Here is a 16338-nt window from a genome sequence, read left to right on the forward strand (position 1 = left end):
CCTCAGCCTCAGCCTCAGCGCCCAGCCTGGAGGCGGCTGCACCAATCCGACATGCGGGTCCGTCCCTTATCCCTCAAAGGATCAGTAATCCCAGTCCGCATGCCGCACCGGCAGGCGGTTGAGTTGGTCGCGGCGATGCTCCCAACCAGGCAAAAATTGATTCATCAGTGCCACGAAGTGCGAATTGTGCGTCGGCTCCAGCAGGTGCACCAACTCGTGCACCAGGATGTATTCCAGGCATTCCCGCGGCTTCTTCGCCAAATCTGTGTTGAGACGGATAGCGTGGCTAATTGGGTTGCAACTGCCCCATCGTGTCTTCATGCGCTGGATGAACACCCGGTTCACACGGACACCAAGCCGCCGCTCCCAATCGGCCATTAGCGGCTTCACCTCCTCGCGGAGCTGGTCTCGGTACCACGCCTCCACGACCTCAGCCCGCCGATCCGCATCCATCCCGGGGCGGACGGTCAGAATCAACTTGTTATGGCGCCATTCGACCATGGGGGGGCTGTCCCGTTCGACGATCTTCAGCAGACAACGGCGGCCCCATACGTAATGGCTCTCGCGATCGAGATATTCGCGCGGCGTCTCGCGCTCCTGAACTTCTAGCTTCCGCTGCTGCTGCCGGATCCAGGATAGTTTGCCGATCGCGAAGGCCCGGATCGCACTGATACTGAGGTGTCGAGGGGCAGCAATACTAACGCGGCCAAGAGGGGGATGAACGCTCAAGTGGACGTTCTTAATGTCCTTCTGGGTGACCTCGACAGAGAGGTCACCGATCTGGAGCTTTGTTGCCATCAGTATTCCGGTTGCGCCCTGATAATGGAGAAGACCCGCTCGACCTCTGCGGCGTCTCCACCCAGGAGCGGCATCAGCGCGCGCTTGATGATATTCTCCTTCGCCTGGTTTCCACGGAAGCTATCCGGCCGCACCATCTTCACCTTCGCGTCTATCGCGAGGGCCAACGCCTCATCCTGGCCCAGATTGTTAAACAGGGCGCGCTTGCCGGGCGTGTCGAGGGCCTTCGGGGTCGCGTCCCCCTTCCCTGACTGAACTTGGGTCGCGAGGTCTGCGATCTTTTGGAGGAACTCCTCGTAGCTGATCCGGTTTGCCCGCAGGTCGGCCAGCACATCGTTCAGCAGAGCCGACATCGAGTCATAGAACGCCGGATCGTTCAGCTTTTCCTTGATAATCTTACTGCGGACGTTGTTCGCGATGGTCTCCGCCACTGCGCCCTTGTCCTTCTTGATCCCCGGCGGCAGCCCGTTCACGGCTGTCGCGATACCGCTCTTCACGATCAGCTCCAAGAGGCCGACACCATCGAAGTCGGAGATCGCCCGCGCGCCATCTGCTTTGATGTAGGTATCAATCAGATGCCGCATATCGGCCTCATAGGCCTTCAGGTCGAGCGTCTCACCGCTGGCTTGGCGGATGGTCGCTCGCAGGGCGACAGCGCGCTCCACCTCCTGCTCAACCTGCTTCGCCTCGGTGGCCGAATAGCCTCCTTCAGCCATATCGTCAGCGATCGCGGCGTAGGCGCGGACCAAGCCAGCGACGCATTTAAATAGCGTCACACGTTGCGGCTCGTGCGCGGCCAGGTCGTCCGGGATCTCCGTGTTGCCGCAGAAATAGTGGATGTGCTGCAACTCGCCTTGGGGCGAGTCCACATCCTCGCACAGGCGCGCCAGCGCCTCGCGCGCTTCCTCAAGGCGCTCTCGCCCCTTGGTCAGGCGATCCTGCAGCAGCACCTCAGGGCTTGCTCCACCTTCACTGTCGTCCAATTCCGAGGTGTAGACGGCGATTGCACCCTGCACCTTCTTGAACAGGTCCTTGTAATCCACGACGTAACCGAAGTCCTTGTCGTCACCATCCAGGCGATTGGTGCGGCAGATCGCCTGGAACAGGCCGTGATCCTGCATCGATTTGTCGATGTAGAGGTAGGTGCAACTCGGTGCGTCGAAGCCGGTGAGCAGCTTATCCACCACGATCAGCAGCCGCATGTTGGCGGGCTGCTTGATGAACTTCTCCTTGGCCGCGTCCTCGTAGGTTTCGGTCTTGCTCTTGCCCGGGCGCGCTGACACGTCCTTCAGCAGGGCCGTGTAGAGGTTGTAGATGAACTGCTTCTCGGTCTCGGTGTTCGCGCCGGTGTCCTCCTTCGTCACGTCCTGCGCGTTCGGATTGTAGGAGGTGATGACCGCGCTGCGGCCTTTGAAGACGGTCTTTTCAAACATCTCAAAATAGCGGCAGGCCTCGTAGATGCTGGACGCCACCAGCATCGCATTACCGCGGTGGCTGACTAGGCGCGGCTTCACGCCGAAATCGAAGACGATGTCCTCCACCACCCGCTCCATGCGCGAGCGAGAGCTGAGCACCTTCTGCATCGTGCCCCACTGCTCTCGCAGCGCCGCCTTCTGCCAATCGTTCAGGCCCTTGGTCTTGGCCTCGAACCACTGGTCAATCTTGGTGGTGGAGGCCAGTTCCTGCGGGATGTCGCGGGCTTCGTAGAGAAGGTCGAGCACCACGCCATCCTCCACCGCCTCGCCGAATTTGTAGGTGTGGATGTAGCCGCCGAAGATTTCGTTGCTGGTCGCCTTGTCCTGCTTCAGCAGCGGCGTGCCGGTGAAGCCGATGAAGACGGCGCCGGGCAGCAGCGCTTTCATCGTCCTGTGCAGCTTGCCGCTTTGAGTGCGGTGGCATTCGTCCACGAAAATGAACAGCTCGCCCACGGCCGGGCTTGGCTGGGCGCGCAGCTGCTCGATCAGCGTCTCGAAGTCGTCCACGCCTCGGCGGCCGAATTTGTGCACAAGAGAGCACAGCAGGCGCGGCGTGGCCTGGCCAAGCTGGGCCATGAGGTCGGCGCCGCTCTGGGTGCGGGCAATCGCCTCCCCGCTGTCGCGAAAAACACGCTCGATCTGCTTGTCCAGCTCGTCACGGTCGGTGACGATGACCACGCGGGCCTTGGGCTTGTTCTCCAGGATCCAGCGCGCCAGCAGCACCATGACGATGCTCTTGCCGCTGCCCTGGGTGTGCCAGATGATGCCGCCGCGATAGCCGAGCGCGTGGTCCTGCGCCGCCTTGATGCCGAAATACTGGTGCGGCCGGGGCAGTTTCTTGACGCCGCCATCGAACAGCACGAAGTCGCGGATCAGCTCCAGCAGGCGCGGCTTGGCGCAGAGCTTCGCCAGGTACTTGTCCAGCTTGTAGCCGGCGTTGTCGGCCTCGTCCTCCTTCCAGGCCAGGTACATCTTCTCCGGCGTGCCGATGGTGCCGTAGCGCAGGCCCTCGGTGTCATTGCCGGCCAGCAGAAGCTGCGCGGTGGGGAAGAACCAGGCGTTGAAGTCGGGCTGCTGATTGGAGATGAGCTGGCGGATGCCGTCTCCGATGCTGACGGCGCTGCGCTTGAACTCCACCACGCCGAGGGCGAGGCCGTTGACGTAGAGCACCAAGTCCGGCCGGCGTTCGAGCGGGCCCTTCAGCGTCACTTCCTCCGCGATCGCGAAGTCGTTGGCGGCAGGGTTGGCCCAGTCGATCAGCGGGATGGTTTCGGTGTTCTGGCCGGCCTCGGTCTTCACGGGCACGCCGTAACGCAGCAGGCCATACACGGCATGGTTGTTGTCGTAGAGACTGCGGGTGGGATTATTCGCCTCCCGCCCCAGCAGATCGAGTGCGCGGCTGATCTGTGCCGGGCTGCGACCGCGCTTGGCGAGCCAGCCCGTGAGAAGCAATTCCTCGATGGGACGGTTGCTTTGCCGATCCGACAAGTCGCCAAGATATCGATAGCCGAGCCTGTCGCGGAACAGGGCGATGACGCGGTTCTGCGTGGCGCGTTCGGGCTTGCCGATCGCGTTCATAGGAGGCGCGTCCGGCCGGTGATGAGTTCTTGCATCATGCCCTGCTTGAGAGCGGCAGTCTTGGCGCGGCGCTGTTCGAGAGCTTCGAGTTCCGCGTCCATGTCAGAGAGGACGCGACTGATGGCGTGCTGTTCGACTTCTTGCGGTACAGCTACTTCGACGCTGGCCAGCGCCGCAGCACTGATATGCACGACCGCATCGCCTTGGCCTCGGTTTGCCTTTTGTCGTGCGACCTGCGGCATGTTCGTCAAGTAGCCGAAAAACGTCGGGTCGCCCCCGTGCAGCCTGAGTATAACGATGTCCCCTCCTGCAAATGCTTCGACGTCCTGCACGATCGCGACGCTCTTTCCGATCTCCTCCTTCGTCTCACCCGATCCCGCAAAGAGCACATCGCCCCGCCCTATCCGTCGTGCAGTAGCGGCCACAGCATGCGAGATCCGAGAAGCAAACGAACGAACGATGTCGTTGTGGATCGTGTAAAGCTCACCGTAGCGGACGCAGGGAAGTTCGCCAGAGAGCGCCTCGTCACGCCGAATCCCACTACCTTTGAGGAAATCTCCAAGCCGTCCCAATCGCTTCACCTCCCACTCCCCGCTGAACCCCGGCAGGCGGGTTTGGCCGGTGAGAAGTTCCTGCATGGCGGCTTGTTTGAAGTCGAGCTTCTTGGCGATGAGCCGGTCCAGCGCGCCCAGCAGCGCGTCCACATCGTCGAGAGCTTGAGCAATCAGCCGTTGTTCGCTCGGCTGCGGCAGCGCGACGGCTATAGGCGCGATGAAATTGCGGTTGAGGGATTGCTGCGCGCCCCCTGAATTATGCCGAGAGAAATCTATTGCCGAGAGAAGATAGAAAACAAAGCGAGGATCGTTTCGCCGAAAATCTGTGACGTAGAGCGCCGTGTTATGCGGCCAAAAATCGCTCTCGCAGTAGTGGGCTTGGCCAAACGACGCCCCACTCCGTCCCAACACCACTCCCGGTCCACGAGCAAGTGCTGTATCGTGGTACCCAGCGAGTCCCGCTGAGCCCATGACGGGGATGTCGCCGCTACGCCGGTCACGCCAAGTAAGGTCGTGACCTCGCCTGAGCGAAATGCAGTCGCCAAGAGTGATATTCGCCCAAGCGCTGGTATCGCAAGTCCCCGATGTTACCCGTTCGATCGTCAGCTCCATGACGCACCCATCGCCTTTAGGTGACCCCCCACTCGGCTGGCAAGGGCGGCGACCTCGTCCACAAGCGCTGGCATCGGCGCGGCATAGCGGTCGGCGAGTTGACGGACCCGGCCTGTCAGCGCTTGCGAGACACGATCCAACTCGCCCTGCACGGCCGCGCTGATCGTCGCTACCCACTTGTCGTCCACCATCAGCGCCTTGACCTCCTCCTCGGTCAGCTTGCCGTACTTGGTCAGCACCTTCTCCATCAGCGCGTCCTGCGCCGCCTTCAGCTTGGCAGCCGTCTCAGCCTCCCGCTCGACCAGCGCGAGATACGCCTGCAGGGCCTGCCGTTCCTCGGCCGCCTCGCAGTCAGTCCGGATCTCCTTCAGCCGCGCGGCGACCGAGGTCTTGGTCAGCTTGTCCTTGTCGGTCTTCGCCTCCTCCAGCAGCCCGCCCTCGCCGCCCTGCTCCTCCGCCATCTCCTCCATTTGCTGTTCCAGCGCGGTGAGCGAGACCTCCAGCGCCTCGATCGCCACCTGCTCCGCGGCGAAGTAGCGGGCGATGAGCAAAGCGGGCGGGATCAGCGCGGCCTGGTACTTCTTCCTGCCGATGACGAAGTCCGGCCGCGCCTTCGTCTTCTTCGCCCTGTCCTCGATGATCGGCCGCGCCTTAGCGGCCTCGACCCAGCCTTCCTCCGCGATGCGCCACGCATCGTCCTGCAGCGTCTCCGCTGTGTAATCCATCAGGTGCTGATAGACGTCATAGGCATCTAGCAGCGGCGCGGCCCGAAACGCCTCCAGCAGGCTTTCGGAGGTGGCCTCGATCAGCGCCTTGGGGTGACCATCCTTGCCGAAGGCCTTCAGCAACGGCGCCGTCGTGGCCCGCCAGGTGGCGAAGCTCTGCATGGCGGTGGTGGTGAAGGCGGTGAATTCCGGATGGCCGAAGATAGTGGACTTGAGCTCGGCCACCGGCACGCGCAGCCGGGCATAGCCAGGACGTTCCGGTTCGAACAGGGCGGCGCGCACGCCGGGGATGACATCCCAGAAACGGTCCAGCGCCGTGACGTCGCGCTCCGGAATACCGCCCTGCAAATGGCCGCCGATGTCCTGGATGTCCTCCGGCTCGGTGGTGTCGATGTAGCGCGGCAGGTTGAGGTTGTAGTCGTTCCGCGCATCGGCGATCTCGGTCACCGGCACCAGGCGGGAATAGCCCGGCAGTTCGACCTGGCGCGTGAAGATGTCCACGATCTTGTGGATGTCCTGCTCCCGCAGGCGGTTCTTCGGCCCGTCCTTCCGGAAGCCCTTGCTGGCATCCATCATGAAGATGCCCTTGCGCGACGCAGCACCGGCCTTGTCCAGCACCACGATGCAGGCGGGGATGCCGGTGCCGTAGAACAGGTTGGCCGGCAGGCCGATGATGCCCTTGATGACCCCGCGCTGGATCAGGGTGCGGCGAATGCCGCCCTCCGCATTGCCGCGAAACAGCACGCCATGTGGCAGGATGCAGGCGCCCTGGCCGTTCGGCTTCAGGGAGCGGAGGATATGCAGCAGATAAGCGTAGTCGCCCTGCTTGGCCGGCGGCACACCATAGACCCTGAAGCGGTCATGCAGGTCCTTTTCGAGGTCGAGCCCGGTGGACCAGCGCTTGTCCGAGAAGGGGGGTTAGCGACGACAAAGTCGAAAGTCTTCAGCGACTCGTCGTCGAAAAATTTCGGGCCGGCCAAGGTGTTACCCTGCTCGATCTCAGCGGTGGCGTAATCGTGCAAAATCATGTTCATGCGGGCGAGGTTGGCCGTCGAAGAGTCCTTCTCCTGCCCGTAGAGCGTCACCCGCAGGTCGGTCCCTTGCGCTGCCTCGTCCGCGACCTTCAGCAATAGAGACCCAGAGCCACAGGTGGGGTCGTAGACAGTGGTGTTCGCGGTGGCCTTGGCGCGGCGGATGCCGAGTATCTGCGCTATGACGCGACTGACCTCCGCAGGGGTGTAGAATTGGCCCTTGCTCTTGCCGCTTTCGGTCGCGAAGTGGCGCATGAGGTATTCATAAGCGTCGCCGAGCAGGTCATCGCCATCGGCTCGGTTCCGCGAGAAATCGAGCGCGGGGTTCTCGAAGATGCTGATCAGATTGGTGAGGCGCTCGACCATCTCCTTGCCGCTGCCGAGCTTCGTTGGGTCGTTAAAGTCGGGCATGTCGGAGAGGTTGTTGGCCAGGGCAAGCGGCCCCAGGATCTTCTTGTTGATCTGGTCACCGATGTCCTTCGTGCCCTTGAGCGCGACCATGTCGGTGAAGCTAGCGCCTGTTGGCACGATGATGGCTGCGAAGGGCTGCCCGGCGAAGCGGTCACTGACATATTTCACGAAGAGCAGCACGAGGACATAGTCCTTGTACTGGCTGGCATCCATGCCGCCGCGCAGCTCGTCGCAGGAGGCCCACAGTGAGGAATAGAGGTCAGACTTTTTCACCGCTCCTCCGGAGCGGCGGCCGGTAGCCGCTTGGGCGGCGTGTTCATTCGCAGACCCAGTCGCGGAGGCGACGCTGTCGAGGTCGGTAATTGGTTGTGTCCTTTTCGCCAGCTGCTTGGGTTCCCGGGCCCTCGTTGTAGGAGGGCTCGCGGCATCTGCGCCCATGTTCTGCATGCGCACCGAGCCGCCCCGGCCGCGGCCAGCCACGATGGTGCCGTCCTCGATCAAGGCGGCATGGACGTTCCAGTAGGTGTCATCCTGCCAGCCGAGCGTTTCGCGCAGTTTGCCGTTTCCAGCGCTGCCCCCTAGCTCGAGCAAGGTCTCGCCGAACCGCTCACGTAATGCTTCGCGTACCATGCCCACTCTAGCCTTGACGCTGCTTTTCGGCTCTTGCGGCATTGCAAAGACCCAGTTTCATCATGCCTCAGGCGCTCTGGCCAAGCCAAGTACCTGCTGATGCCAGAATGACCGGGCGAACGGCTTCACTTGCGGTGGATCAAACCGGGGCAGGATGGAAGCCCTGGGTGCAGCCGTCCTTACTCTGCCGCCGAGGGTGCCACCGTATTTGACCTAAGCTTATGGCGGAGGCCGAGAGGCACATGACTTGGGTCTGGACGCTGGTGCCGTGGTTGGGGCCTCGCACTTCCCGCCGCCTCGAACGGTGCGACCCTTTCCCCAAGTCTCGCACAAGACTGGTCAGTCCCTCGATTTGGAGCCGGATGCTCACCCTTTGCTCGACACCGTGACCCGCTCCACCACCAGCCGTACGGGCCGCGCATGCTCGACCGAACTAGCCGCACACCGACGGGTCCGGCCGATCAACGACCGGACCTGCTCCCGCCAAGCCGGACGGAGGCTCGAAAGCTGTTGGCCGAATGCAGCAGCTCCGCTTCGGGGTAGATCATTCAGGAAAGCGGCCGCTAGATGACAGGCCTTCCCTACTGCTTTCGGCTTTTTGCATGCTCTTGCCATACCGGCCCAGCCGCCTGAACTGGCCATTTGCCGCCCGGTAGCTTGCAGGACCAGATCGAGCTGACGTTGTGTGTTCACCCACTGCTGGGAGGCCACTTTCCGGCCTAAGGCCCGTAGGTTATTTTCAATTTTAGCTGTTCGGAGGAGGGGTATCGCTTCCGAAGTGTCATGGGGCTATCACCACCCCACAACGCAGACACTTCAGTCAAACAGCAAGCAGGGTTTAAAGTGCCGACGGTCAATCAGGTCTTCCAACCGCCGTTGTACTGGCAGCAGTTCGAGGAACTCGCGACCGGCTTACTGGGCGAGGTCTACAATATTCCCAATGCTCAACAATTCGGACGGCCCGGCCAGGCGCAGAACGGTGTCGACGTATACGGGCGTTCGAAGCGGTACGGAATGATCGGCGTCCAGTGTAAGCGCCTCGCCGAGCGCGATCCGAACGGCAATCCCTATCCGGGTGGCTCAATCAACAGGAAGTTCCTGCGCGATGCTGCGGACGAGGCACTCGCGTTTGCGCCTGCTTTGTCGATCTGGATCCTGGCAACCACCACACGACGCGACACGTCGGTTCAAGGATGGGTCAACGAGCTCAACGACGATTGGCGAGCGCAGGGTTGTGATCGCCTCGCCATGGTGTGGTCCTGGGACGACATAATTGGCTACCTCAACGGCTTTCCCGAACTTCAGCGCTGGTATTACGAGGAAGTCATTAAGGTCCGCGGAGCAAAAGATCTCGATGGGGTCATTCTCTCCACGATTGCGATGGCATTCTCAAGACCGGCATTTGAGGTGCCGCTTCACTGCGAGAGCCCTGACGAGTTTTTGACGGCCCTTTCTGACACCCAGCGAGCGATGCGCACTGGGGAACTGCTCGATCGGGAAAGTCGGCATGTGATTCGCAAGGCCGTGGGGGGCTGGCGCGAGGTCGCCAATCTCGAGGTTCGTGATGGCCTCAGCGGTGTCAACAAGTCGCTCAGGCATCTTCGCACCCAGATCGAGCAGGGCCTGAAAGATCATAGGATCCGGCACGTGAACGGGTTTCTAGACTTCACGGACATGCAGTTTGCCATGCATCTTGAGGAGCTTCGGAACGAATGCATCGAGATCCTAAATAGGGTGCTGGAGATTGCGGACATGCCTCCCGTCAGTTGAGGGCTTTGACACCGTGCAATCACCACACAGCCTTCCGGGTCTGTTAGACTTGCTTCAGATCAGGACTTAGCTCTTAGGCGGCCAAAAATCGGAGCTGAACGGAACAAAGCGGTGGCCGAGAGCCGCTGTCTATGTCTGCTGCCCCTCCAACCCGTCCATATGCCGCCCGCCACTTGCGTCCGCTTTCGGGAAGGCTGTGACGTCATGCAGATGGCCGATATGGGCGCATAGCGAACCTGACCGATTGGCAGTGAAGTGTGCGGCGCCCATTTCAGGTGCGTACGCCGCCCTGTTGCTCCCAGATCAATGGGATTGACTTTAGCAATGATGGCAGGTCGAGCTGGTCGGACTGCCGGCCATCCAGCACTGCCTCTACGAGGTTCGGCGCTAGCAGCGTTAGCTGCAGCAGCCGCCCCATGTATCCTCGGTCCAGCTTCTCCGCCTCAGCCATCTCGGTGATGGACGCGTACTGCCCCTCATCAAGCAGCCGCTGGTACCGGAAGGACCTGGCCAGCGCTTTCAACAGCGCAGGATCAGCGCTGGTGGGGATTGCGGTTTCCGGCATGCCCGCGCTCGCCTTCCCCTCCGGCGTCACCACCGTCTTGCGCCCGGGCTGGCGTCGGATGCTGAGCGGCACCTGCACAGTGAGGCTAGCGGGGTGGGTGGCGCTCATTCCGCTGCCTCCGCAAGCTGCGTACTGCCCGCTCGTAGATCCCGCACGAGGCTGGCCAGCCCCTCCACTCGCAGCCGGATGTCCGCCCCCGTGCTGGACACCGTCACCCGCTCCACCAGCAGCCGCACGATCCGCGCTTGCTCCGCAGGGAACAGCTCATCCCAGAGTGGCTCCAGCTGGTGCAGGGCGTCACGTGTTTCGGCCTCAGTCAGGTCCGGATCGCTCGCCCTCGCCGCCGGCCAGGTGCCCACGATGATCTCGGGCTGGCGCAGGAGGGCCCGAACCTGCCCCACCACCGCCGCCTCGATCTCTGCCGCAGAGATGCGCCGCACGAGGGTGGGATCGGCCTGTTCGGCCGTGTCCGTGCCCTTCAGCGCCGCCTGACTGACGTAGTACCGGTACAGCCGCCCCCTCCTGCGCGTGTGGGTCGGCGAGAGCGCCCGCCCGTCAGTGCCGTAGATCAGACCCTTCAGCAGCGCCGGCGTCTGGTTACGCGTGCCATTGCTGCGGGTATGGGGGCTCTCCTTCAGCAGGGCGTGCACCGCCTCCCAGAGCGCCCGGTCGATGATGGGCTCGTGCTCGCCAGGGTAGACCTTCCCCTTGTGCGCCGCCTCGCCCACGTAGGTGCGGTTGTTCAGAAGCTTGTAGACGTCACCCTTGTCTAGCAGCCGCCCCGACCGGCTGGTCAGGTTCTCCGCCTGGAGCTGGCGGGCGGTCTCCGTGCCGGACCGAGTGTCCAGGAAGGTGGTGAACACCCGCCGGACCGTAGCGGCCTCCGCCTCGTTGACCAGCAGCTTCCTGTCGCTGACCTCGTAGCCGAGCGGCACATGCCCGCCCATCCACATGCCCCGGGCGCGTGAGGCGGCGAACTTGTCCCGGATGCGCTCGCCGATCACCTCGCGTTCGAACTGGGCAAAGCTGAGCAGGATGTTGAGCGTCAGCCGCCCCATGCTGGTGGTAGTGTTGAAGGACTGGGTGATGCTGACGAAGGTCACCCCGTGCGCCTCGAAGGTCTCCACCAGCCGGGAGAAGTCCATCAGCGAGCGGGAAAGGCGGTCAATCTTGTAGCAAACGATGATGTCGACCCGGCCCTGCTCCACATCGCGCAGCAGACGCTGCAGGGCCGGGCGCTCCAGGGTGCCACCCGAGAAGCCGCCGTCGTCGTAGCGGTCCCCTACCAGCGTCCAGCCCTCTGCCCGTTGGGACAGCACGTAGGCCTCGCAGGCGTCCCGCTGGGCGTCGAGGGTGTTGAACTCGCGGTCGAGCCCCTCGTCGGTGCTCTTGCGGGTGTAGACAGCGCAGCGGAGGCGCCGGACGGGGGTGGGAGGCGGCACCACCTCGGCCGCCCTGCCTTGGCGGCGGCTCATGCGCCCCTCCCTTGGCTCTTCAGCCCGAAGAAGGTCCAGCCGTTCCAGCGGGTGCCGGTGATGTGCCGTGCCACTGCGGAGAGGGAGCGGTAGGGCCGGCCCTCGAATTCAAAGCCGTCCGCCAGCACGGTGACCGCATGCTCCACCCCTTGCCACTCGCGGAGCAGGCGGGTGCCGGCCAAGGGTCGGCTGTCAGCTCGGATGCGGCGGAGCACCACGTTGCCCCCGTCCAGTTGCTCACCGAGCGCCTCTAGGCGGGCCCGGGTCTCCGGGCGTAGGCCACCGTAGGCGAGCTCCTGGATGCGGTAGGCCAGCCTGCTTTGGAGGTAGGCGCGGTTGAAGGGCGGCGGCTCCCTGCCGAACAGCTCGCGCCACTGCTGCTTCAGGTGAGCGGTGGGAGCGGCCTTCAGGGCTGCCAGGCGGCCGAGCACGTCGGCAGGCGGGATGGTCGGGAAGACGGGCGTGGGTGCCACAGGCGGAGCAGCCTGGACCTTACCAGCGCCCCTCCCCCGCTGTGCAGTAGATGGAAGCGTCATGCGTGTCTCCGAGTTTGGGGAGGGACACGACCGCTCTGTTTGGGCCGGAAGTGTAGCGAATTTTCTCCCAGGCCCCCGGCCTGCTCGGCGTCGCGGGCGAGATCCTCGGCACAGTGGGCACGAAGCCGCACCAGGCCGGCCGCGAGCACGGCGCAGACCTCGCGAAGGTGCGGGGGGAGGTGAAGGTTAGGCTCACGGGGAAGTTGGCTGGCTCGGGCTTGATGCACCTGTTTGGAGGGCTCGACCGCCTGGCGATCGCAATTTAGAACAAACGAGCAACTTCGCCTCGGAGTCGACCTCATGCCCGGAGCCTCTGCCCCTCATGACGCCTGAGCCACCAGTCGTGCTTACTCTCCACGGTGCACTGGAAAAATTGTGCGAGGCTGGTCTGGCGCGCGATCTTCGCCTTGCAGAGCACCGTTTGCAGGAACTGCTTCGTGAGCAAGTAGGCAAGAGCAGTACCGAAATGAACAGTGTCGATCTGTTTACGATCGATAAACATTGGCAAAGGCACAGGGCCTACTCGGCCTTGCAAAACGACTTGGTCGACCGGATCGAACGCGGTGAGTTCCACCTGTATGGGAGCAAAGTCTCGGCCACTGGCACGGACGCTGTAGTATTCCTCACATGCACAGACGTACACCGGGGCAGCATCAAACCAGCGGCGAACACCATTGAGCGGGCTGGCGAAACATACACGGAAGTCCATGCTGTCCTTGGCCCCTTCGAGGCGACCGTAAAAGCAGAGCGCCGTCGGCTGGTCCTGCAGCAGGCGGTGTCCCGTTGGTGCGACCCTTGGCTGCTGATCGGTGTTCGTCGCAACGAGAGCGTCTTCCGCACCGATGAGATACTCGACTTTGGTTTTCCACAGCTTAGTCTGGCCTGTGGTGCGAAGCGTGAGGCTCGCAGGCTGTCTGCAGAGGAGTACGCGGTGCAGCGGCGGTGTTTGGAAACGAGTTGGAGGGGTTTGCTCAAAGACTTGCAGACGCGAGTCGCGGCTGAGGAGATCTACCTGTACGGGGTTCAGACCCAGCCAAACTTGGCGACCGACTACGAACGAATTCCAGCCACTTGGGCGTTCGATCTTCAAGTCGATGCCAAAAATCAGTCCGTCACAGCACACGGCCGTCGGTGGACAGCGGTTGAGTGTTGGCTGGATCCGGCAGACGTCGACACAAAGCCCGCCGAGCAGGCATCCCCTGCTCCAGCAGCGCAGGCATCTTTTGCCACGCTCAAGCCCGAGGATGTTTATGAGTTCAGCGACGACTTGATCTTGGCCCTGCTTGAGGAAAACCACCGACGTGTGGTTGGAAGTCCAGATGTAAGGCCGATCTCGCCCGCGAAGGTCTCGTGGACGCCGCTGCTGAAGCGCAAGCTGAGGCACCGTGCCGCCGCCGGCGACATCATGCCGAACCTGGCGAGTGAAGCGTCGGCGTTGGCAGCTTGGCTTGATACAAAGGTTCCGTCGCATCAGGTCCCCAGCGCAAAGACAATCGAGAATGCTCTTCGCCTGGACTACGCTTCGCTGCGCCCACGATCGAACCCCATAATCCCATAATTCCTCACGAGGGATCCTGGGCATGGATCATGGCTCCGGTAGCACCTCTTCATGATGTCATCATTGATCGTCATGGAGCGATGGAATGTCTGTCAGGAGCACGCCGGATTACACAGAGGGCGATCACCGTCTCCGCCACCTTCACCAGCTTGAGTTGGCGCTACGCTGGAATGTCTCGCCTCGAACTTTGGAGCGCTGGCGGTGGCTGGGACAGGGGCCGCGCTTTCTCAAGCTCGGCGGCCGCGTCGTCTACCGCATCGAAGACATCGAGGCCTTTGAGGCACAGCAACTCCGTGCCTCTCGCGCCGCCATGGGGCTGGGCTGATGGACGGCTCGGTCAGGAACGTGGCGCTTCTCATGAAGGAGAACCTGCCCGACCGCCTCTTCCCCGTAACCTTCTTCCGGGACCACACCGCCACTCGAAAGCGCGAGGAGCTGACAACCCTTACCCAGCTGGCAAAGCGGATCACCACAACCAACGCTCCCCGTAAGGACCAGCTGCCCTGGCTCAAGCTGGCCCAGTTCGGCGATGCGCGTACCGAAAAGGGGAGCCTTCGCCATGATGCCAACGTGCTGGTTATTCGCGGCATCGAGGCTGATTATGACGGAGAGCAAATGCCCTTTGATGAGGCCGTCGAGGTCGCGACCAAGTTAGACCTCCTCTGCTTGCTCTACACCTCGCCTTCTCACACGGCTGCAAAGCCCCGTTGGCGGGTGCTGTGCCCGACCTCCCAGGAGCTGCCGCCAGGAGAGCGACGCAAGCTGCTTGGGCGACTGAATGGAGCGTTCCGCGGCGAGTTTTCGGTCGAGAGCTGGACGCTGTCGCAGGCCTACTATTTTGGCTCGGTCGGCTCGAATCCGGACCACCGGGTTGAACTGGTGGACGGCACACCGATCGACCAGCTGGACGAGCTCGACGAGACTTGGCAGGGCAAGCCGAACACGATTCCCATCGGTGCTAGCGGCGGTAGGCCGCAGCAAGGCCCAGTGGATGAGGCGTTGTTGCTGGAGCAGATCCGCACCGGCGCCTCCTACCACACCGCCTGCGTGCGTTTGCTCGGGCGGTGGGCACGGGACGGGGTGGCGTTTATGGATGCCCGCAAACGCCTTGTGCAAACCATGGAGGAGGTTCCCGCCGCAGGGCGGGACATCCGCTGGACCGAACGCTTTGCCGACATCGACCGCTGCCTGGAAGACATCTACGTCAAGGAGGCAGAAGCCAAAGATCGTGGTGACAGAGGGCCGGGCAACCAGTCACCCGGGTCGACCGAAACTGGCCTCATATCGGAGGACAGCGTCGCCGTGGCGTTTGCGAAGGCTTGTGGAGATATGCTCCGCTACTGCCATCACGCCGGCAAATGGTACCGCTGGACCGGCGCCATCTGGCAACGCGAGGACACCCGGCTCGCTTTCCACTGGATACGCCGCCTCGCGTGTCGCCTTGCGGCAGCGACTGAGGAGCCCAAGGTGATGATCGCCGCTGGAAAGGCCGCCTTTGCCTCTGGCGTCGAGCGGCTAGCACAGGCTGATCGCGTCTTCGCCGTCACCAGCGCCCACTGGGATCAGGATCCGTGGCTCTTGGGGACACCCGAGGGCACGGTCGATCTCCGAACCGGCACACTTCGAGCGGCTCAGCAGGCAGACCATATCTCTCGCGCGACCGCCGTCAGGCCTGCAAAGACAGCGGATTGCAAGATCTGGCTTGCCTTCCTCCAGCAGGCCACGGGTGGTGACCAGGAGCTGATCGACTTCCTGCAGCGCTGGTTCGGGTATTGCTTGACCGGCATCACCAGCGAGCACGCCCTCCTCTTCGTTTACGGGCCCGGTGGAAACGGCAAGGGCGTCCTGCTCGTCACTGTTGCTGGCCTTCTCGGCAGCTATGCCACCAATGCCGCCATGGACACCTTCACGGCATCCCAGGGTGATCGACACCCGACCGACCTCGCGATGCTGCACGGGCCGCGCATGGTAATGACAACCGAGACAGAGGAGGGACGTGCCTGGGCCGAGGCTCGGATCAAGGCGCTGACCGGAGGCGACCCCATCACCGCCCGCTTCATGCGACAGGACTTCTTCACCTTCACCCCTGCCTTCAAGCTGACTATCAGCGGCAACCATAAGCCGGCTCTTCGCAACGTCGACGATGCGGCCCGCCGCCGCTTCAACGTCGTGCCTTTCCTCTACAAGCCGGCCCAAGCAGACAAGGACCTGCCGGAGAAGCTCAGAGCGGAATGGCCGGGCATTCTTCGCTGGCTCATCGACGGGTGCCTCGCCTGGCAGAAGCAAGGATTGCAGCGCCCGAAGGTCGTCATCGACGCCACCGCCGAGTACTTCGCCGAGCAGGACGTTCTGGCGCAATGGGTGGACGAATGCTGCGACCAGGGCAAAGGCCTCGGTGATACCAACGCCAGCCTTTTCTCGTCCTGGAGAGCCTTCGCGCAGAGCCGAGGCGAGGAGGCGCGTAACGTCAAGTGGCTCGCGACAATGGTGGAGCGCCTTGGGTTCCGACGCGAGAAGGATTGCGACCTATTCCGCGGTCGCGGCTTCGTCGGTTTGCAAGTGAGGCCGGACATGGTGCCGCCTGACTGGAATGACCGCGACGGATGAGTCCTGTCTTCCG

Annotated in this window: 10 protein-coding genes and 1 pseudogene; 4 read left to right on the forward strand and 7 right to left on the reverse strand. The window is 62.9% G+C overall.

Annotated features, from left to right (window positions below; all coding sequences use genetic code 11):
• Positions 1 to 81: 81 nt before the first annotated feature.
• The 4 genes and pseudogenes from ACFFIC_RS15060 to ACFFIC_RS15075 form a co-directional block, all read right to left on the reverse strand.
• A complete protein-coding gene (locus tag ACFFIC_RS15060; protein WP_377051730.1) occupies positions 82 to 798 on the reverse strand; it encodes a M48 family metallopeptidase in 717 nt (238 codons plus the stop codon).
• A complete protein-coding gene (locus ACFFIC_RS15065; protein WP_377051732.1) occupies positions 798 to 3851 on the reverse strand; it encodes a type I restriction endonuclease subunit R in 3054 nt (1017 codons plus the stop codon). The genes ACFFIC_RS15060 and ACFFIC_RS15065 overlap by 1 nt, the downstream gene beginning before the upstream one ends.
• Positions 3848 to 5017, reverse strand: coding sequence for a restriction endonuclease subunit S (locus tag ACFFIC_RS15070; RefSeq protein ID WP_377051734.1), 1170 nt, complete (start codon positions 5015 to 5017; stop codon positions 3848 to 3850). The genes ACFFIC_RS15065 and ACFFIC_RS15070 overlap by 4 nt, the downstream gene beginning before the upstream one ends.
• Positions 5008 to 7856: pseudogene (locus ACFFIC_RS15075) on the reverse strand (N-6 DNA methylase). The gene ACFFIC_RS15070 and the pseudogene ACFFIC_RS15075 overlap by 10 nt, the downstream one beginning before the upstream one ends.
• 801 nt (positions 7857 to 8657) lie before the next feature.
• Between ACFFIC_RS15075 and ACFFIC_RS15080 the strand changes: the two are divergent.
• A complete protein-coding gene (locus ACFFIC_RS15080; protein WP_377051736.1) occupies positions 8658 to 9584 on the forward strand; it encodes a hypothetical protein in 927 nt (308 codons plus the stop codon).
• 271 nt (positions 9585 to 9855) lie between these two features.
• Here ACFFIC_RS15080 and ACFFIC_RS15085 read toward each other — a convergent pair whose 3' ends face one another.
• The 3 genes from ACFFIC_RS15085 to ACFFIC_RS15095 are packed head-to-tail and all read right to left on the reverse strand — an operon-like array spanning position 9856 to position 12097.
• The gene (locus tag ACFFIC_RS15085; protein WP_377051738.1) at positions 9856 to 10257 is read right to left on the reverse strand and encodes a hypothetical protein; all 402 of its coding nucleotides are present in this window, start codon (positions 10255 to 10257) and stop codon (positions 9856 to 9858) included.
• Positions 10254 to 11624, reverse strand: a complete 1371-nt coding sequence (locus ACFFIC_RS15090; RefSeq protein WP_377051740.1) for a recombinase family protein — start codon at positions 11622 to 11624, stop codon at positions 10254 to 10256. The genes ACFFIC_RS15085 and ACFFIC_RS15090 overlap by 4 nt, the downstream gene beginning before the upstream one ends.
• Positions 11621 to 12097, reverse strand: coding sequence for a DUF2924 domain-containing protein (locus ACFFIC_RS15095; protein ID WP_377051742.1), 477 nt, complete (start codon positions 12095 to 12097; stop codon positions 11621 to 11623). The genes ACFFIC_RS15090 and ACFFIC_RS15095 overlap by 4 nt, the downstream gene beginning before the upstream one ends.
• 385 nt (positions 12098 to 12482) lie before the next feature.
• Between ACFFIC_RS15095 and ACFFIC_RS15100 the strand changes: the two genes are divergently transcribed.
• The 3 genes from ACFFIC_RS15100 (at position 12483) to ACFFIC_RS15110 (ending at position 16325) form a co-directional block, all read left to right on the forward strand.
• A complete protein-coding gene (locus ACFFIC_RS15100) occupies positions 12483 to 13718 on the forward strand; it encodes a hypothetical protein (protein WP_377051744.1) in 1236 nt (411 codons plus the stop codon).
• An 85-nt stretch (positions 13719 to 13803) separates the two neighbouring features.
• Positions 13804 to 14043, forward strand: coding sequence for a helix-turn-helix transcriptional regulator (locus tag ACFFIC_RS15105; protein WP_377051746.1), 240 nt, complete (start codon positions 13804 to 13806; stop codon positions 14041 to 14043).
• Positions 14043 to 16325, forward strand: a complete 2283-nt coding sequence (locus ACFFIC_RS15110; RefSeq protein WP_377051748.1) for a phage/plasmid primase, P4 family — start codon at positions 14043 to 14045, stop codon at positions 16323 to 16325. Before ACFFIC_RS15105 ends, ACFFIC_RS15110 begins: the two co-directional genes overlap by 1 nt.
• Positions 16326 to 16338 lie beyond the last annotated feature (13 nt).

Origin of the sequence: Muricoccus vinaceus (assembly GCF_042433125.1) — a bacterium.
GTDB lineage: Bacteria > Pseudomonadota > Alphaproteobacteria > Acetobacterales > Acetobacteraceae > Roseomonas > Roseomonas vinacea.

Excerpts from the sequence above, each read along its gene's own strand:
- ACFFIC_RS15085 (WP_377051738.1), bottom strand. The coding sequence starts at position 10,257 with ATGAGCGCCACCCACCCCGCTAGCCTCACTGTGCAGGTGCCGCTCAGC.
- ACFFIC_RS15105 (WP_377051746.1), top strand. The coding sequence starts at position 13,804 with ATGTCTGTCAGGAGCACGCCGGATTACACAGAGGGCGATCACCGTCTC.
- ACFFIC_RS15090 (WP_377051740.1), bottom strand. The coding sequence starts at position 11,624 with ATGAGCCGCCGCCAAGGCAGGGCGGCCGAGGTGGTGCCGCCTCCCACC.
- ACFFIC_RS15070 (WP_377051734.1), bottom strand. The coding sequence starts at position 5,017 with ATGGAGCTGACGATCGAACGGGTAACATCGGGGACTTGCGATACCAGC.
- ACFFIC_RS15110 (WP_377051748.1), top strand. The coding sequence starts at position 14,043 with ATGGACGGCTCGGTCAGGAACGTGGCGCTTCTCATGAAGGAGAACCTG.
- ACFFIC_RS15065 (WP_377051732.1), bottom strand. The coding sequence starts at position 3,851 with ATGAACGCGATCGGCAAGCCCGAACGCGCCACGCAGAACCGCGTCATC.
- ACFFIC_RS15100 (WP_377051744.1), top strand. The coding sequence starts at position 12,483 with ATGACGCCTGAGCCACCAGTCGTGCTTACTCTCCACGGTGCACTGGAA.
- ACFFIC_RS15060 (WP_377051730.1), bottom strand. The coding sequence starts at position 798 with ATGGCAACAAAGCTCCAGATCGGTGACCTCTCTGTCGAGGTCACCCAG.